The 17904-nt window shown below is 66.8% G+C and carries 13 protein-coding genes; 7 read left to right on the top strand and 6 right to left on the bottom strand.

Going from position 1 to position 17904, the window contains the following annotated elements; all coding sequences use genetic code 11:
- Positions 1 to 88: 88 nt before the first annotated feature.
- The 3 genes from J1N50_RS09340 to J1N50_RS09330 all read right to left on the bottom strand — a co-directional run bounded on the left by J1N50_RS09340 (position 89) and on the right by J1N50_RS09330 (position 2715).
- The gene (locus tag J1N50_RS09340) at positions 89 to 1213 is read right to left on the bottom strand and encodes a hypothetical protein (protein ID WP_215353254.1); all 1125 of its coding nucleotides are present in this window, start codon (positions 1211 to 1213) and stop codon (positions 89 to 91) included.
- Positions 1210 to 1812 (bottom strand): hypothetical protein, encoded by a 603-nt coding sequence (locus J1N50_RS09335; protein ID WP_215353252.1) that lies wholly within the window; start codon positions 1810 to 1812, stop codon positions 1210 to 1212. The genes J1N50_RS09340 and J1N50_RS09335 overlap by 4 nt, the downstream gene beginning before the upstream one ends.
- Before the next feature lie 198 nt (positions 1813 to 2010).
- Positions 2011 to 2715: a winged helix-turn-helix transcriptional regulator gene (locus J1N50_RS09330; RefSeq protein WP_215353250.1), complete on the bottom strand. Its 705-nt coding sequence runs from the start codon at positions 2713 to 2715 to the stop codon at positions 2011 to 2013.
- A 151-nt stretch (positions 2716 to 2866) separates the two neighbouring features.
- Between J1N50_RS09330 and J1N50_RS09325 the strand changes: the two genes are divergently transcribed.
- The 7 genes from J1N50_RS09325 to J1N50_RS09295 all read left to right on the top strand — a co-directional run bounded on the left by J1N50_RS09325 (position 2867) and on the right by J1N50_RS09295 (position 14504).
- Entirely contained in the window at positions 2867 to 4003 is a 1137-nt protein-coding gene (locus J1N50_RS09325; RefSeq protein ID WP_215353248.1) for an acyl-CoA dehydrogenase family protein, read from the top strand.
- 75 nt (positions 4004 to 4078) lie between these two features.
- Positions 4079 to 5539: a protein adenylyltransferase SelO gene (locus J1N50_RS09320; RefSeq protein WP_215353245.1), complete on the top strand. Its 1461-nt coding sequence runs from the start codon at positions 4079 to 4081 to the stop codon at positions 5537 to 5539.
- 84 nt (positions 5540 to 5623) lie between these two features.
- Positions 5624 to 6793, top strand: coding sequence for a nucleotide sugar dehydrogenase (locus J1N50_RS09315; protein WP_215353297.1), 1170 nt, complete (start codon positions 5624 to 5626; stop codon positions 6791 to 6793).
- Between the two features lie 138 nt (positions 6794 to 6931).
- Entirely contained in the window at positions 6932 to 9295 is a 2364-nt protein-coding gene (locus J1N50_RS09310; protein WP_215353243.1) for an autotransporter assembly complex protein TamA, read from the top strand.
- A complete protein-coding gene (locus J1N50_RS09305; protein WP_215353242.1) occupies positions 9295 to 13527 on the top strand; it encodes a translocation/assembly module TamB domain-containing protein in 4233 nt (1410 codons plus the stop codon). The genes J1N50_RS09310 and J1N50_RS09305 overlap by 1 nt, the downstream gene beginning before the upstream one ends.
- Positions 13527 to 13754 carry a hypothetical protein gene (locus J1N50_RS09300; RefSeq protein WP_215353241.1) on the top strand — a complete coding sequence of 76 codons (228 nt, stop codon included), beginning with the start codon at positions 13527 to 13529 and terminating at the stop codon, positions 13752 to 13754. The genes J1N50_RS09305 and J1N50_RS09300 overlap by 1 nt, the downstream gene beginning before the upstream one ends.
- A gap of 177 nt (positions 13755 to 13931) precedes the next feature.
- On the top strand, positions 13932 to 14504 hold the full coding sequence (locus tag J1N50_RS09295; RefSeq protein WP_215353240.1) for a TMEM165/GDT1 family protein: 573 nt from the start codon (positions 13932 to 13934) through the stop codon (positions 14502 to 14504).
- A gap of 25 nt (positions 14505 to 14529) precedes the next feature.
- On the opposite strand, the gene J1N50_RS09290 is transcribed toward J1N50_RS09295, so the two are convergent.
- The 3 genes from J1N50_RS09290 to J1N50_RS09280 are packed head-to-tail and all read right to left on the bottom strand — an operon-like array spanning position 14530 to position 17901.
- Complete coding sequence (locus tag J1N50_RS09290; RefSeq protein WP_215353239.1) at positions 14530 to 15990, bottom strand: helicase HerA domain-containing protein; 1461 nt, start codon at positions 15988 to 15990, stop codon at positions 14530 to 14532.
- Positions 15991 to 16031: 41 nt separating this feature from the next.
- On the bottom strand, positions 16032 to 16580 hold the full coding sequence (gene mobA, locus J1N50_RS09285; protein WP_215353238.1) for a molybdenum cofactor guanylyltransferase: 549 nt from the start codon (positions 16578 to 16580) through the stop codon (positions 16032 to 16034).
- Positions 16573 to 17901 carry an MFS transporter gene (locus J1N50_RS09280; RefSeq protein WP_215353237.1) on the bottom strand — a complete coding sequence of 443 codons (1329 nt, stop codon included), beginning with the start codon at positions 17899 to 17901 and terminating at the stop codon, positions 16573 to 16575. Before J1N50_RS09280 ends, mobA begins: the two co-directional genes overlap by 8 nt.
- Between the last annotated feature and the right edge of the window lie 3 nt (positions 17902 to 17904).

Below are 17904 nucleotides of genomic sequence, written 5' to 3'. Positions count from 1 at the left end.
ACCAGTGCACGCGGCCGTCTATTCGCGCAATGCGGCAAAGATGAGGTTAACCCTCGCCCCCCGCAATCACGCCTGTCGCGAAACGGGTTTACGGTTCGACAAGGATTGCCGGGCCGCGCTGCCCGTTGGCATCGACCGGCGCGATCTCGACGGCGTCAGGCCCGACGAAGCCGAACGGCGACGACGCGACCCAGTCGCTGCCGTCCCGGCGGACGAGTCCGGTCGAGCCCGGCCAGTTGCTTTCCACCCGGAAGCGCCCTGCGATGGGGAGTCCGCGGAGGTAGGCGCCCAGATAGGGGCGCGCGACGCGTTCCGAGCAGCGCGGCGTGCCCGCGAACAGGCCCGATGCGTCGAGCGTCGGGCTCTCCACCGCGCGCTTGCGCCGGTCGGCGGCGCCGAGCGGTACGATCCGGCTGTCGAGCACGACCGCCAGTTCGGGCCACCCGCCCGGATTGTCGCCGAGATAGCTTGCTGTGATATAGGGCATGGGATCCCAGCCGGGGCCGCCATGCTTGGCCGATACCACCGCGGCGGGCCCCAGGTCGCGGAGGTCGAGCAGGTCGAGCGGCGCCGATCCGCCGACCAGCTCGTAGCTTTCGTTATAGGTCGCGCAGAAATAGCCCCATTCGCCGCGATCGCCATATTGGACGCGCATCGGATCGTGCCCGATGATGCTGGAAAGCATCGACGGATAGCCGAGTGTCGCCAGCAGCAGCGTGCACATGTCGTGCTGCCAACTGCACCAGACGCTGCGGATGTCGGAGATCGACTTGTAGCGATAGAGCGAGCCCGACACATGCTCCATGGCGCCGTCATTGAGGCGCGTTCCGTTGGGTTGGAGCGTGCCGAGCAGCACGTCGAGCATCGCGGCGGCGTCATGGCCGAAGGTGGCCCAATAGGCATTGTCGATATTCTGCTGCGTCTCGGTGAGATGCGCGGTGACGTCGTCCCAATCGGAGCCGAGCGGCAAGGTCGCGACATTGTCGGTCGGGCTCATTCCGGCACGCAGCGCGCTATGGCCATGAATCGCCGTACGGGCGACCCAGTCAACGATCGCCTTGACGCGGTCGGCGCCGCTGGTCGGATTGCCATAGTCGGCGAGGATATCGAGCGCGAGCGGCCGGTGGGCGGCAACGCGCGGGTGGGTCGGATCGAGCGGCAGGAAATGTTCGCCCGCCCGCGACGGTGCAAGACCGGCATGAGTGATGGTCATGGCTGAATCTCCCGAACAGCTGCGAAGTCGATGATGCTTGCGGTTCCTCCGATGCGGGCGCCAACCGAATTGCCATAGGCCTGGTCGGGAAGCGCGACATCGAGCAACTGTTCCGAATCGGCGATGAGCGTCGCGCGAAGATTGTCGGAGTCGAGCCGCAGCGAGACCCGTTCGGGCAGCCCCTTGAAGAAGATCGGATGTTCGGCGACCATGCTCAGCGTCACGCCGTTGATCGTCCAGATGCGAAACCGGTCCGAGCCGCGCTGCACCGCAACGCACCCGACGCCCGATGCAAACCAGCCGTAAAGCCAGCAGTCGGCATTGCCGACGAGCATCGAGGCGGTGATGATCGTGGTACCCGTCCGCGCCGAAGGCTGAAAAGCCCCGGCGGCGGTGCCGTTGGGCGATACCATCGCGGCATCGTCGATCACCGCGAGCGTCAGACCCGATACGCTGGTCCATGGCGAGCCCAGCGCGCCGTCTGCGCGTTCGAAGGCGTCATAAGCCAAAGTGATGTGGACCGGGGGCGGGATTACGTCATGGGCGTCCGGGTCGCCATTGTGAATGGCGATCAAGCGAATAACGTCGTCTTCCGTCATGATTTTCTCCTTGAAGCGGAAGGAGAGTATCGGGGGTGACGATTGGAATACAAGCCAATGAAAAATGCGACCGACGCAATATTCGGGCGAAATAGGAGATAAATTTCTATTTAATCATGAATATAGTTTGCAATCGCCTATATTGCTTGGTTCGCGCCACGGCATCGTTCTCGAACGATTGGCGCCCATGAATTGCAATTATGCGGCGGGCATCACCGGCTTTGTCTTGGCGAAGGGGCTGAGGCCGAGCCAGGATTCGATACTGCCGGCAAGCGTGTCTTCGCCGGTCAGGATCAGGCGGCGATCGTCGATCGCATCGGCGACCCGGTCGTAACCCATCCAGATTGCGGTCATCGTGCGCAGGTCGGTCGCGGCATAAAGGTCGACGTCGTGGCCGGGATCGACCGAGCAGAGCTGGGTTTCGGCGCCAGGCTCCACAACCAGCCACCACGACCTGCGGTCGGCGGGAAGGTCGGTGTAGCGGAACTGCACGATCGTCTTGCGGTCGGGCATCGGATCGAGAACGAGCCCGCGGCGCATGTCCCACATCAGCAGCTGCACGTCGAGCTTCTCGAGCGAGAGGTCGCCGTCGATCCAGCGCTTGCCCCAGATGCCGAACGCCTCGACCACCGGCGCGAGCTCCTGTCCGGCGCGGGTCAGGCGATAGTCGAATACACCCGATTCCCCGTGCACCGGCGTGCGGCGGACGATCCCCGCCGCCTCCAGATCCTTCAGCCGCTGCGACAGCAGCGCGGGCGACATGCGCGGGACGCCGCGGCGCAAGTCGTTGAAACGCGTGGAACCTGCGGCAAGTTCGCGGACCAGCACGATCGTCCAGCGCGTGCACAATATCTCGGCCGCCATCGCGACCGGACAGAATTGACCGTAACTGGCATTCGCCATGCTATGCTCCTCTTGCGCGCATCATATCGCAGGAGTCGCGGTCGGCGCGAGTTCAGTTTCTGTACCGGGGCCGATTCAGTTCCTGAACTATCTCCGATCGCCGCGAGCCGTCATTGCCCGTCGCCATCAAGGGACATTCATGGAGATGAACATGTTGGTAGCGACCGAAGAAAAGACCCCGGAATATTGGTATGGCATCGCGGACCGGATCGCCGCGAAGATCGGGGAGACCGCGGCCGCGCACGATCGCGAGGGCAGTTTTGTCGCCGAGAATTACGACCTGCTCCGCGAAGCCGGCCTGATCGGGGCGGCGGTGCCCGTCGAGCTTGGCGGCGACGGGATGGACCATGCGACGCTGTGCGGCGTGGTGCGGCGGATCGGCCGGGGGTGCGGATCGACCGCGCTCGCCTTTTCGATGCACTGTCATCAGGTCGCGGTCGCGGCGTGGCGCTGGCAGCATATGCAGGCGCCGACCGACGGCCTGCTGCGGGGCGTTGCGGCAGAGAATCTGGTGCTCGTGTCGAGCGGCGGGTCGGACTGGCTGCAGGGGGCGGGGACCGCGACCAAGGTCGAGGGCGGCTTCCGGATCGACGCGCGCAAGGTCTTTTCGAGCGGGTGCCAGGCGGGCAGCCTGCTGATGACGAGCGCGGTCTATGACGATCCGGACGCGGGCGCGACGGTGCTGCATTTCGCGGTGCCCTTTTCGGCCGAAGGCGTGACGATCCTCGACACCTGGGACACGATGGGGATGCGCGGCACCGGATCGCACGATGTCGAGCTGAAGGCGGTGTTCGTCGCCGACGCGGCGGTGTCGGGCCGCCGCCCGCAGGGCAAATGGCATCCGCTGTTCCACATCATCAGCATGATCGCCTTTCCGCTGATCTATTCGGCCTATCTCGGCGTTGCCGAGGGCGCATACGACGCGGCGCTGGAGGCGGCGCGGAAGAAGCCGGCAAATGCGGGATTGGTCGCGCTGACCGGCGAGATGCAGAACGCGGTCTGGACCGCCGAGACCGCGCTTGCCGCGATGATAGCCACCGCCGCGACCGCGCAGCCGGGTCCCGAGACGACGAGCCGCGTGATGACCGGTCGGACCGTCGCGGGCCGCGCCGCGATCCGCACCGTCGAGCTGGCGCTCGAAGTGGGAGGCGGCGGCGCCTTCTATCGCAAGTCGCCGATCGAGCGTGCCTTCCGCGACATCCAGGGCGCGCGCTTCCATCCGTTGCAGGAGCCGGCGCAGCTCGAGCTGGCGGGACGTCTCGCGCTCGGCCTCGATATCGACGGCTGATACACGGGCTGGCCGGGCTGCAAGAGGTGCCGCCCGGCCACTTGCATTCCGGACGTCAACGCTCGACAAGACGCCATGGATATTGCGTTCGACAATAGTTTTCACGATTCCATGGAGGGCTTCTACGCCCCCGCCGAAGCCGCGAAGCCATCGGCGCCGCGGCTGCTGGTCTTCAATCGGCCGCTCGCCGACCGGCTCGGTATCGACGTTGCCGACGCGAGCGACGATCAACTCGCGCGGCTCTTCTCGGGCGAGGAGATGCCCGGCGGCGCCAACCCGCTCGCGCTCGCTTATGCCGGGCACCAATTCGGCCATTTCTCGCCGCAACTCGGCGACGGGCGCGCGCTGTTGCTCGGTGAGCTGGTCGCGCCCGACGGCGCGCGCTTCGATATCCAGCTCAAGGGGTCGGGGCCGACGCCCTTTTCGCGCAACGGCGACGGCAAGGCCGCGATCGGGCCGGTGCTGCGCGAATTCCTGATATCGGAGGCGATGGCCGCGATGGGGATTCCGACCACGCGCTCGCTCGCCGCGGTGGCAACCGGCGACCGCGTGCAGCGCGAGCAGGCGCATCCGGGCGCGGTGCTGACGCGCGTCGCGAGCAGCCATATTCGCGTCGGCACCTTCCAGTTCTTTGCCGCGCACTTCGGCGTCGACCATGTCGTGCAGCTTTCGGAATACAGCATCCGGCGGCATTTTGCCGACCTGGCCGAGGCGCCGAACCCCCACCTTGCGCTGCTCGACCGGGTGATCGGCTTGCAATGCAATCTGGTCGCGCGCTGGCTGGGCGTCGGCTTCATCCACGGGGTGATGAACACCGACAATGTCGCGATCAGCGGCGAGACGATCGACTATGGGCCCTGCGCCTTTATGGACCGCTTCTCGGTCAACACCGTGTTCAGCTCGATCGACGCGAACGGCCGCTATGCCTATGGCCGCCAACCCCAGATCATGCACTGGAACATGGCACGCTTCGCCGAGGCGCTGCTGCCCGCGATCCACGCGGTCGACCCCGACGGTGTCGAACGCGCGAAACAGCTGGTCGACGCGATCCCCGAGCGCTTTCGCGCCGAATGGCACGCGCGGATGCGCGCGAAGCTGGGGCTGGAGGGCATCGCCGTCGACGATGGCGCGCTGATCGACGCGCTGTTCGACCGGCTGGAGGAGCATAGGGTCGATTTCACCTCCTTCTTCCGCGCTCTCGCGATGCTGCTGCGCGGCGAGGGTACGGCGCTGGAGGGACTTCTTCCGGCCCCCGACGCGATGGCGCCGTGGATCGCCGAATGGTGGGAACGGATCGAGGGCGGCGGCAGCCCGCTCGACCGCGCCGACGCGATGGACCGCGAAAACCCGCTCTATATTCCGCGCAATCATCTGGTCGAGGCGGCGCTCGGCGCGGCGGAGGCGGGCGATCTTGCGCCATGGTCCGAATTGCTGGAAGTGGTCCGCCATCCCTATGCGCGCCGTCCCGAATGGTCGCTGTTCGAGGCGCCGGCACCGGCCGAGTTCGGCCCCTACAAGACCTTTTGCGGCACCTGAGAGCCGCGCCGGTTGAGCCGCCGCGCCGCGCTTGCTAGGAACCCGCGGCACCATCCAGAGGACGAACCCTTGCCAGCAGCACCAGTGAAGATCACCGTCGTCGGCACGGGATATGTCGGAATTTCCAACGCCGTGCTGCTGGCGCAGCGCAACCGCGTCGTCGCGCTCGACATTGATGCGCGCAAGGTCGCGATGATCAATGCAAAGACCTCGCCGATCGCCGACCCCGAGATCGAGGCGTATCTGGCGACCCGGCCGCTCGACCTGGTGGCGACGACCGATCGCGAAGAGGCTTATGCGGGCGCCAATTTCGTCCTTGTCGCGACCCCCACCGACTATGATCCCGACACCAATTATTTCAACACCAGCACGGTCGAGGCGGTGATCGCCGACGCGCTGAAATTCGCGCCGCAGGCGTTGATCGTGATCAAGTCGACGATTCCGGTCGGTTTCACGGACCGGATGCGCGCCGAACTCGGCAGCGATGCGATCGTCTTTTCGCCAGAATTCCTGCGCGAAGGTCGCGCGCTGTACGACAATCTCCATCCGTCGCGGATCATCGTCGGCGACACGCATCCGCGCGCGGGAGCATTCGCCCGGCTGCTGCTCGACGCCTCGCTCGAACCCGCGACGCCGCTCCTCCAGACCGGCAATACGGAGGCCGAGGCGATCAAGCTCTTCGCCAACACCTATCTTGCGATGCGCGTCGCCTTCTTCAACGAACTCGACACCTATGCCGCGACCCACGGCGTCGATTCGCGGCAGGTGATCGAGGGCGTGTGCCTCGACCCGCGTATCGGCAGCTTCTACAACAACCCGTCCTTCGGCTATGGCGGCTATTGCCTGCCCAAGGACACGAAACAGATGCTGGCGAACTACAAGGACGTGCCGCAAAATCTGATCGCGGCGATCGTGTCGTCGAACACGACGCGCAAGGATTTCATCGCATCGGAAATCATCAAGCGGCAACCGCGCGTCGTCGGCATTCACCGCCTCGCGATGAAGGCCGGGTCGGACAATTTTCGGGCAAGCAGCATCCTGGGCGTGATGAAGCGGGTCAAGGCGAAGGGGATCGAGGTCATCGTCTATGAGCCGTTGATCGAGGAGGACCGGCTGTTCAACTCGCGCGTCATCCGCGACCTCGACGCCTTCAAGGCCGAGGCCGACGTGATCATCGCCAACCGCGTGACGAGCGACCTCGCCGATGTGGAGGACAAGGTCTATAGCCGCGACCTCTTTGGCGCAGACTCCTGAAATCCCGTCGCAATTTGCGGTGAAGCGATAGGCTTCGCCGGAACTGTCCCATAAGCGGAGCGTTGGCTGTGCAGAAGGGGAGAATTGGGTTGCGCAGCCACATCACGCAAGCCAAAAGTCGGCATCGGCCGGGAACAGATGCCACAGATTGAAAACCCTCGCGAATATGGCGCATCTTCGACCGTGGCGGCCCGGCGGCTCCTGATCCTGTCGGCGCCGCTTCTTTGCGTCGCCGCGGCGAATGCGGCGAATGCGCAGCAGGCGGAAACGACCGCAGCGGCGCAGCCTGCGGCGGAAAAGGTTGAGGACAAACCTTCGGTTCCCGACATTGCAGCACCGACCCCGCCGCCCGCCGATGTCGCGCTGCCGGAGGTCGCGCCGATCATTTCGGACGAGGAGTTCAAGGCGTCGATCCCGCCGATCAGCGCCGAGGACGATCCCGAACTCGACAGGCCGCTCGAATCGATCGCCGAGTTCGAACGGCGGCAAGCCGAAGCCGCGAAAGCGCGCGAGGGCACGGATAAGGCGGCTGCGGACGAAGGCGACGCGCCGAAGGTCGATGGCACCCCGGTGCCCGCGCTTGCCGACGGAGACGGCGTCGAGGCGATCGGTGATGCCGCGATCAGCGACGCCGAACTGGCGGCGCCTCTGCCGCCGCTCGACAGTTTCGACGTCACCCCGGTCGAATTTGCCGAGCCCGAAGACACTATTGAAAGCCGCAGCATCGCCTATGCGGTGAAGGTCACCGGGCTCGAGGCGCCCGATGACAGCACCGACGCCGACCTTGCCGACCTGTTCGGCGACCTGTCCGCTCTCTACGACGGCGACGGAAAGGCCGACAATATCGCGATGCTGCGCGCGCGGCTGTCCGCCGACGCCGAACTGATGTCGCGCATCCTGGCGTCGGAAGGCTATTATGACGCCGTCGTCGAGACGCGGATCGACCGCGGCGACCGGCCCGACCGGAACGACCCCGATGCAGTGGCGAAGGCGCGGATCCAGCCGATCACCGCGATCGTCGACGTCAAACCGGGGGTTCGCTACAGCTTCTCGGATATCGTCATCGATGCCCAGCCCACCATCCCGCCGAAGCTGATCGAGGATAATTTCCCGCTCGCGATCGGCGAGCCGATCGTCGCGCAGCGCGTGCAGGGCGCAGAGGCGGCGATCGCGCTCAAGCTTCCGCAGGAAGGCTATCCGTTCGCGAAGGTCGGACAGCGCGACATCCTGCTCGACGGCGACACCGGGCAGGGGCTTTACACGCTGCCGGTCGATGTCGGCGCACGCGGTCGCTTCGGCGGGATCAAGACGACGGGCAAGCTTGCCTTCGATGCCGACCATGTCGGGGTGCTGGCGCGCTTCAAACGCGGCGACCTCTACGACAGCCGGATGGCCGACGATTTGCGGCAGGCGCTCGTCGCAACCGGCCTGTTCGCGGCGGTTTCGGTCGAACCGGAGCCGACCGGCGAAAGCGCGGGCGACGGCACCGAATATGTGACGATGCTGGTCACGCAGGAGAAGGGGCCGCCGCGCACCATTTCCGCGACAGCGGGCTATGGGACGGGCGAGGGTATCCGGCTGGAGGGAAGCTGGACGCATCGCAACCTGTTCCCGCCCGAGGGCGCGCTGATCGCGCGCGGGCTGCTCGGGACCAAGGAGCAGGGCGTCGGCGTCACGTTGCGGCGCTCGAACGCGGGCAGGCGCGACCGGACCTTCGAACTGATCACCGAAGCGACGCGCAGCCGTTATAACGCGTTCAACGCAATCACCGGGCGCGTTGCGGCGCGCATGAGCTATGACTCGACACCGATCTGGCAGAAGAAGCTGACCTATGCCCTCGGCGCCGAACTGATCGCGACGCGCGAGGACGATTATGATTTTACCCGCGGCGTGCGCGACAATGATTTCTACACGATCTTCGGGGTCAGCGGGCAGGTCGGCATAGACCGCAGCAACAGCCTGCTCGATCCCACGAAGGGGTTTCGCCTGACCGCGCTCGTCCAGCCCGAAGGCTCGCTCGCCGGGCGCTTCTCGCCTTATGCGCGAACGCAAATCGATGGCAGCGCCTATTATCCGGTGACCGGCAGCATAGTCCTGGCTGGCCGCGTTCGTGTCGCGTCGATCATCGGCGCGGCGCGCGAGCGGCTGGCGCCTTCGCGCCGTTTCTATGCCGGCGGCGGCGGGTCGGTGCGCGGCTATGGCTATCTGCAGCTTGGTCCCAAGGATCCCAACGACGATCCGATCGGCGGGCGCAGCCTGAACGAGGCGGCGGTCGAGGCGCGCTATCGCTTCGGCAATTGGGGCGTCGTCGGCTTCCTCGACGCCGGGCAGGTCTATCGTGGCTCCACCCCCGATTTTTCGAACCTGCGCTTCGGCGCCGGGATCGGCGGGCGCTTCTATACCAATTTCGGGCCGATGCGGCTCGACCTCGCAACGCCGATCAACCGGCGTCCGGGTGAAGCGCGGATCACCGTCTATGTCTCGATCGGGCAGGCGTTCTGATGGGCGACGAGGCGATCATCGCGGTCGAGGAGTCGGCGCCCAAGACGGCGACCCTGTCCTGGCCGCTGTGGATCGCCAAATGGATTGGCCTGACATTGCTCGGGCTGGTTGCGCTTGTCGGCCTGTTCCTCGCCGGGCTGAACAGCGATGCGGGGCGGCGTTTCGTCGCGAACCAGGTCGAGAAATATCGGTTCGAGAACGGGATGAAGATCGGCATCGGCCGGCTCGACGGATCGCTGTTCGGCGAGATGGTCATCCGCGACTTCACCCTCGGCGATCCCAAGGGCATATTCCTCCGCTCGCCCGAAGTGCGGATCGACTGGCGGCCGTTCAAATATCTGAAGAATCATATCGACCTCCGCTCGGCGACCGCACAGACGCTGGTGGTCGAGCGATTGCCCGCGTTCAAGCCGGTCCCCGACACCGGCGAGCCACTGCTGCCCGACATCGATATCGACGTGCGGAAGGTGCGCGTCGACCGGCTCGTGTTCGAGCCGGCGATCACCGGCGAGCGGCAGGTCGCGACGCTCGATGGCAAGATCGCAATCGCCGATCGCCGCGCGCAGGTGACGGCGAACGCAGAGACCATCGGCCGGACGGCAAAGGGCGACAAGCTCGCGCTCGTTCTCGATGCCGTGCCCGACAAGAACCGGCTGGCGATGACACTCGACCTCCATGCTCCGGCGGGCGGCGTGCTCGCGGCGATGGGCGGGTTCAAGGAGACGCTGACCGCGAAGCTCGACGGGCGCGGCGACTGGAAGCGCTGGGACGGTGCGCTGACCGCCAATCTCGGCGCCGGGCCGCTCGCCAACCTCGCGCTCTCGGCGCGCGACGGGACGGTGGCGATGAAAGGCGTGACACAGGCGTCGCGGCTGTTCGCCGGGCAGACCGCGGCACTGCTGGGCCCCGAGACCGCGGTCGACCTGACCGCGCGGCTCGATAAACGAAAGGCCGACATCGACGGACGGCTGTCTTCGAATGCTTTCCGGCTCGGCGTCAGCGGGGGCGTCGATCTGGGTGACAACCGGTACGAGGATCTGCGGCTCGCGCTCAATATCCTGCGCCCCGATGCGCTCGCGAAATCGGTGCGTGGCACCGGGCTACGCGCGACCGCTGCGCTTGACGGCGCCTTCGCGCTGCCGACGGTGGCGTATCAGGCGAATGCCAACAGTCTCGCGTTCAACGACATCGTCGTCGAAACGCTGAGCCTTGCCGGCAAGGCGCGCGTCGATGCCGACCAGATTTTCGTGCCCGTGGCGGGGCGCGCGGCGCGCATCCGCGGGCTCGACACGGTGGCGGGCGGCACGCTGGTGCAGGTGCGGCTGGACGGCGACCTTGCCTACAAGGACGGCCGTATCCTCAGCGACAATCTGCGCCTGCGCTCGCCGCGCATCGACGCGAAAGCGATCGTCATCGCCGATCTGAACAAGGGGTTCTACACCGGCGCGATCGACGGGCGGGTGAACGACTATCGGATCGAGAGCGTCGGCCTCTTCGACATCGACACCGACGCCGACCTCAAGACCGCGCCGCGCGGCGGGTTCGAGATTGCCGGCCGCGTCCGGGCGCGTTCGACCAAGCTCTTCAATTCCGGAGTACGCGATTTCGTCGGTGGCAATGCGACTGCGTCGGGTGACGTCCGCTATGGCACCGACGGGATCGTTCGCTTCGCCAATTTGCGGCTTTCGGCGCCGAAGCTCCGCGTGACGGGCGGGCAGGGGACCTATGCGCCGGGTGGCCGGATCCAGCTCGCGGCGCGGGCGCATTCGACCGACTATGGACCGGTCGGGGTCCAGCTCGCCGGGACAGTCAGCGATCCGCGAGCGGTCGTGACCGCGGACCGGCCGGGTCTGGGCATCGGGCTCGCGAAGCTGGTCGCGCGGATCACCGGCGCGCCGAACGGATATCGCCTCGCCGCGACGGGGGAGACCGACTATGGTCCACTGTCGGCGGACGTCGTGCTGCTCACGGCGGCGGGACCGCTGGCGATCGATATCGAACGCGGCGATCTGTCGGGCATCGGATTCAGCGGGCGGCTGGAAAAGAGCGCGGCGGGGCCGTTCGTCGGGCGGCTCGACGCGTCGGGACAGGGGCTTGGCGGCCTTGTCCGGCTGAGCGGGCAGGGGCGATATCAGGCGGCCGCCGTCAATGTTCGCGCGAACGACGTCGTCCTGCCGGGTGCCGCAAATCTCGCGGTCGGTTCGGCGGTCGTCGACGCCGATATCGTCCTCTACGACAAGCCGCATATCGTCGCCGACATCCGGCTCGCCGACACGCAGATCCGCCAATATGACATCGCGGTCGGGCGCGTGAAGATCGATTACCGCGACGGGCGCGGGCAGGCGCAGGCGCTGGTCGAGGGCGAGAGCGGGGTGCCGTTCCGCATCGCCGCCAACGCCGATCTCCAGCCTGAATTGTGGCGCGCGTCGGTCGTCGGCCGCGCGACGGGCGTCGATTTTCGCACCACCTCGCCCGCGCGCATCGTTCCGCATCGCGACTATTACGAACTTCTGCCGACGACGGTCGCGCTCGAACGCGGCAGCAGCGCGCGCATCGCCGGCCGCTTCGGTGAGGGGATCATGATCCAGAGCCGTCTCGACCGCGCGAATATGGCGATCGTCAACGCCATCTATCCCGGTCTCGGGCTCGGCGGCCGCGCGACGGGGAGCATCGATTTCGAACAGGCGCACACCGACGCGTTCCCGCGCGCCGATGCGCGGCTGACCGTCACCGGCTTCACACGCACAACCGCCGCCTCGGTCAGCCAGCCGGTCGATATCAATTTCGCGGGCAAGCTGCTGAGCGACGGCGGCGAAGCGCGCGCGGTCGTGCGCAAGCGCGGCAGCGTGATCGGCCGCTTGCAGGCGTCGCTGCGTCCACTCGGACCCGGCGCCGGCGACTGGTTGACCCGGCTGCGCGCCGCGCCGCTGAGCGGCGGGCTGCGCTACAATGGCCCTGCCGATACGCTCTATTCATTCGCCGGCCCGGCCAACCAGGGCGTATCGGGGCCGGTCGCGGTCGCCGCCGATTTCAGCTGCCAGCTCAGCGATCCCTGCTTGCAGGGCGTCGTGCGCGGCAACGGGATGGTCTATGAAAACCAGACCTATGGCACGCGCCTGACCGACATGGTCGTCAACGGCCGGTTCACCGGCAACCGGCTGGAAATCGAGCAATTGACCGCGAAGGCAGGCGAAGGGACGGTGCAGGCGAAAGGATATGTCAGCCTGTCGCAGGCCGACGGTTACCCGATGGATATCAGCGCGACGCTCGACAATGCACGGCTCGCGAAGAGCGAGAATATCGCCGCGCGCGCAAACGGGACGCTGCGTCTCGAAAAGGTCGCGGGGCAGGCCGCGCTGCTCTCGGGCGATCTGCGCCTTCCCGAGACGCGCTACCGGATCGTCCGCGAAGGCGCGGCGAGCGTGCCGGTGCTGACCGGCGTGCGGCGGAAGCTGCCGACCGGGCGCCGGCGGATCAGCGGCGACGGGCTCGCAGCGGTCGGCGGCAGCCTGTTCGACCTGATCCGGCTCGATATCCGGATGCGCGCCAAGGACCAGATCTATGTCAAGGGCATGGGGCTCGAATCCGAATGGCAGGCCGACGTCCAGCTCGGCGGCACGACGGTCGCGCCGCGCGTCAACGGCGAGATCGAACTGGTGCGCGGGACGCTCGATTTCGCAGGGCGCTCGTTCGAGCTGGAGGAAGGGCGCGTGACCTTCCCGACCGGTGACGCCTTCGACCCCGCGCTGCGCCTGCTCGCGAGCGACACCTTCGACAATGTGACCGTGACCGTCGCGGTCACCGGCCGCGCGAGCAATCCGCAGGTCGCCTTTTCCAGCGTGCCGGGTCTGCCGCAGGACGAGATCGTTTCGCGCATCCTGTTCGGCGATTCGATAACGTCGCTGTCGCCGCTGCAGGCGGTGCAGCTCGCGGCATCGCTCAATGCGCTGAGCAGCGGGGGCGGGGGGCTCAGCCCGCTCGGCGCGCTGCAATCGGCGGCGGGAATTGACCGGTTGCGCGTGCTCGGCCCCGACGATGTGACGGGACGCGGGACCGCGCTTGCCGCTGGGCAGTACATCACCAAGGATATCTATCTGGAGGTGATCACCGACGCGCGCGGCTATACCGCGACGCAGCTCGAGATCAGCCTGACGCGCGCGCTGTCGCTGCTCAGCCAGGCAGGCGGCTCGGGGCAGACGAACGTCAGCATCCGCTACCGGAAGGATTATTGATGCGGGGGCTCGTCCTTCTGCCAATGCTCCTGCTGGCGGCGTGCCATGACGAGCCGAGCTTCGACGAGCGCTATGACAAGGCCGCGAAGGAGGTCGAGGCGCGGGCGAAGCAGATGGACGCCGATATCGCCGAGGCAGACAAAGCGGCCGCCGCGGCCGACGAAACACCGCAAGCCTTGCCAGACGCGGCAAAGCCGTCTAACGCGCGCCCGTCATCTGGGGAGTAGCCAGCCGTCCGGCATCGGACGGGCCACCGCGTCAACATGCTCGGTCGAGAGGCCGTGGTGCGGAGGAAGCGGATCACCGCTTGGGCGAGACCAATGGCATCGAACCTTCCGTCCGGGCCGGGCGGCGGGGAACGATGTCCGTTGGAATTGCCTGCCGCCCGGCCCCGGAGTCTGTTCATGGAAGCCCTGTTCACCTCGACCGCGATCGTCGCTCTCGCCGAAGTCGGCGACAAGACGCAGTTGCTCGCGATGCTACTCGCGACGCGGTTCAACCGTCCGCTGCCGATCATCCTGGGCATCTTGGTCGCGACGCTTGCCAACCATGCGCTTGCCGCACTGCTGGGCGCGCAGGCGGCGGCTTTCCTCGATAGCCCGGTTTTTCGCTATGCGGTCGGCCTGTCGTTCGTGGCGATGGCGGCGTGGACGCTGATCCCCGACACGTTCGAGGATGAGGACGCGCCAAAGCCGCGTTTCGGGGCGTTCCTGACGACGCTTGTCGCCTTCTTTCTGGTCGAGATGGGCGACAAGACGCAGATCGCGACCGTCGCGCTTGGCGCGCAGTATCACAATGTGGCGTTGGTGACGGCGGGTACCACGCTGGGGATGATGATCGCCAATGTACCGGCGGTATTCCTGGGCAACGCCTTGCTGAAACGCGTCGATCTCGCGAAGGTGCGGATCGCGGCGGCGGCCCTGTTTCTGGTGATCGGCCTTTGGGTGCTGGCGCAGACGGCGGGTTGGATCGGCTGACCCTTCGCGGTGGCCGCCGTCTCGATCACTCGGCCTCGGTGCTCAGCCCCAGTTCGGGGATGCCGATCGAACGCCGCCCGCCGAAATCGGAGCGGACGACGATCGCGCCTTGCTTTTCCATATATTCGACGAGCCGCCGGATCCTCCCCGGAGAGCGGGTGCCATAGGCGCGGCCGAGCGCGTCGTCGTCGGGGCAGGGACTGCCCTCCATCGCCGCGCGCGCGATCTGGACGAAGGGCGCGAGCATGTCGTCGGGCAGCCGCGCTGCGGCCTCGAGTAGCTCGCGCCACTTGGCGTCGGCCGGATCGAACACGCCGCCCTTGGCGAGCGCGAAGCGCCGCCGGAATTGCGGCAGGTCGAGCGGCACGCGGCCGAGCCGCTGCATCCGGCAACGCACCGAGAAATCCTGGTAGAGGAAGGATTCGGGATGAAAGGCGCAGTCGGGATCGGCGAGCATTTCCTCGAGCGCGGCGATGATCGCGGGCTCGGCGTCGAGCGCCTCGACCTCGGGAAACAATGTGGGCGCGGCCACGGACGCTTCGTCGTCGCCCTCCCGTTCGGCAAATTGGCGGATCAGGTCCTGCGCCGCAACGGGTTGCGGCGCAACAGCCGGGGCCGGCAGCGGCTGCGTCTCCAACTCGGCGAACAGCATCGTGCGCATATCCTGCGGCTCGGCGCTCGGCAGCGGGAGCAGGCCGTGCGTTCCGGCGCGGGTCGAAGTCTGCGTCGATCCGATCCTGACCGCAACCGGGCGCCGCGAAATCGCCGGGCCGAGCCCGAGGAAGTGCCCACGCTCAAGGTCGCGGATCGCCTCGGCCTGTCGCCGCTCCATGCCGAGCAGATCGGCGGCGCGCGCCATGTCGATGTCGAGGAAGGTGCGGCCCATCAGGAAATTGCTTGCCTCGGCCGCGACATTCTTTGCGAGCTTGGCGAGCCGCTGCGTCGCGATCGCGCCGGCGAGGCCGCGCTTGCGTCCGCGGCACATCAGGTTGGTCATTGCGGCAAGGCTCGCGCGGCGGACCGTGTCGGACACGTCGCCCGACGCACTGGGTGCGAACATCTGCGCTTCGTCGACGACGACCAGCGCCGGAAACCAATGCTCGCGCGGGGCGTCGAACAGCGCGTTCAGGAAGATCGCGGCGCAGCTCATCTGCGCCTCGATATCGAGGGTATCGAGCGCGAGGATCACCGATGCGCGATGCTCGCGGATGCGCGCGCCCATCGCCGCGATCTCGCGCTCGCTATAGTCGCCCGCGTTGACGACGATGTGGCTGTAGCGGTCGGCGAGGGTCACGAAATCGCCCTCGGGATCGATCACGACCTGCTGGACCAGCCCCGCGCTCTCTTCGAGCAGGCGGCGCAGCAAGTGCGACTTGCCCGACCCCGAATTGCCCTGCACGAGCAGGCGCGTCGCGAGCAGTTCCTGCACGTTGACGTGAACCGCGGTTCCCCGTTCGTCGATTCCGATTTCGATGCTGCTGTTCACTGCACCAGCCCCTATCGGGCGCCCGCGGGCTTGGCAACCGGTCAGCGGCGATCGAGATGCGCGAGATCGGCGGGGTGGTTGATGTTCGGAATCGGGCTATCTGCGCGGATGGCGATGGCGCCGATTTCATCGGTCCAGGCGCGCATTGCACGCGGCTTCCCGGACGCCAGCCAGCTTTCGAGCCGCGCGCCATCGGCGACGGGCCAGACGCCGATGACGGGGCAGGACTCGACGAAAGCCGCACCGTCCTGCGCGCAGAGTATGGCAAGCAGTCCGGCCGGTAGTTCGGGCGTGTCGCAGGGAAGCGACAGGATGCGGTCGCGGCCCTGTTCCTTCGCCGCGAACAACGCTCCGGCCAGGCCGCCGAGCGGGCCGAGGTCAGGTCCCGGCCGATCGGACACGCGGACGTATGCGGGATGATCGCGTCCCGAAATGAAGATGATATCGCAATAGGGCGCCAACGCCGCGACCGACCATTCGACAAGCTGGCGTCCGCGCCACAGCGCCGCCGCCTTGTCGCTGCCGAAGCGTTCCGACCGGCCGCCGGCGAGGACGACGCCGGCGGTTCGTGTCCCGGTCCCGTCAGTCAATCGTGCGCGCCAGCTCGCGGTTGAGCCACAGCGCGACGAGCGTGCCGATCGCGCCCGAGAGCAGATAGCCGCCCGCCGCAAGCAGACCGAACTCGCTCGATAGCCACAGCGCGACCATCGGCGCGAACCCCGCGCCGAACAGCCACGCGAGGTCCGAGGTCAGTGACGAGCCCGTATAGCGATGGCGCGGCGAGAAGTTCGACGACAGCGCCCCCGACGACTGGCCGAAGGACAGGCCGAGGATCAGGAAGCCGAGGATCATGAATGCCGCTTCGCCGGCCTCGCCCGCCGCCAGCAGTTGCGGTGCGAACCCGCTGAACGCCGCGATCGCCGCCGCCGTGCCGCCCAGAAGCGTGCGGCGGCCAATACGGTCGGCGAGATAGCCCGAGGCGACGATCGACAGTACGCCGACCACCGCGGCAATCGCCTCGATCATCAGGAAGCGGATCGGCGTCTCCTCGGTAAACAGGAAGACCCACGACAGCGGGAACACCGTCACCATATGGAACATCGCGAAGCTGGCGAGCGGCGCGAAGGCGCCCACTGCGATGACGCGCCATTCGGATCTCACGGTGTCGGTGATCGTCGCCGGTTCGAGTTCGCGATCCTCGAACAGTTCGGCATATTCCGGCGTCACGACGATGCGCAGCCGCGCGAACAGCGCGACGACGTTGATCGCGAAGGCGACGAAGAAGGGATAGCGCCAGCCCCAGTCGAGAAAATCCTCGGCAGGCAGGGCGGCGATCAGGAACATGAAAAGCAGGCTCGCGACGATCAGGCCGAGCGGTGCGCCCAACTGCGGGATCATCGCATACCAGCCGCGCTTGCCTTCGGGCGCGTTGACCGCGAGCAACGAGGCGAGGCCGTCCCACGATCCGCCGAGCGCGACGCCCTGACCCATGCGGAACAGCGCGAGCAGCAGCGCCGCGCCGATGCCTGCCGAATGATAGCTCGGCACGAAAGCGATCGCTGCGGTCGACCCGCCGAGCAGGAAGAGCGCGATCGTCAGCTTGGCGCCGCGGCCATAAGTCCGGTCGATCCACGAAAAGATGAAGGTGCCGACCGGCCGCGCCAGGAAGGCGAGCGCGAAGATGGCGAACGACCAGAGCGTGCCTTCCAGCGGGTCGAGATGCGGGAACACCAGCTTGGGAAACACCAGAACCGACGCGATCGCATAAACGAAGAAGTCGAAAAATTCCGACGTCCGGCCTATGATGACGCCGATGGCGATTTCGGCGGGAGAAATCGGATGGCCGTCGGTGTGAAGCGCGCGGGCATCGCGTTCGGCCGGGGTCGTCGAAGGCGCGGTTTCGGCAGACATAGT

The sequence above is a fragment of the Sphingopyxis soli genome (genome assembly GCF_018682675.1).
Lineage (GTDB): Bacteria > Pseudomonadota > Alphaproteobacteria > Sphingomonadales > Sphingomonadaceae > Sphingopyxis > Sphingopyxis soli.
Note: the sequence above shows the minus strand (reverse complement) of the source record. Positions and strands in the feature narration are given on the sequence as shown.

Bases quoted from the DNA above. Each gene is read 5' to 3' on its own strand.
- J1N50_RS09340 (WP_215353254.1), bottom strand. From the start codon at position 1,213: ATGACCATCACTCATGCCGGTCTTGCACCGTCGCGGGCGGGCGAACAT.
- J1N50_RS09335 (WP_215353252.1), bottom strand. From the start codon at position 1,812: ATGACGGAAGACGACGTTATTCGCTTGATCGCCATTCACAATGGCGAC.
- J1N50_RS09330 (WP_215353250.1), bottom strand. From the start codon at position 2,715: ATGGCGAATGCCAGTTACGGTCAATTCTGTCCGGTCGCGATGGCGGCC.
- J1N50_RS09325 (WP_215353248.1), top strand. From the start codon at position 2,867: ATGTTGGTAGCGACCGAAGAAAAGACCCCGGAATATTGGTATGGCATC.
- J1N50_RS09320 (WP_215353245.1), top strand. From the start codon at position 4,079: ATGGATATTGCGTTCGACAATAGTTTTCACGATTCCATGGAGGGCTTC.
- J1N50_RS09310 (WP_215353243.1), top strand. From the start codon at position 6,932: ATGCCACAGATTGAAAACCCTCGCGAATATGGCGCATCTTCGACCGTG.
- J1N50_RS09305 (WP_215353242.1), top strand. From the start codon at position 9,295: ATGGGCGACGAGGCGATCATCGCGGTCGAGGAGTCGGCGCCCAAGACG.
- J1N50_RS09300 (WP_215353241.1), top strand. From the start codon at position 13,527: ATGCGGGGGCTCGTCCTTCTGCCAATGCTCCTGCTGGCGGCGTGCCAT.
- J1N50_RS09295 (WP_215353240.1), top strand. From the start codon at position 13,932: ATGGAAGCCCTGTTCACCTCGACCGCGATCGTCGCTCTCGCCGAAGTC.
- J1N50_RS09280 (WP_215353237.1), bottom strand. From the start codon at position 17,901: ATGTCTGCCGAAACCGCGCCTTCGACGACCCCGGCCGAACGCGATGCC.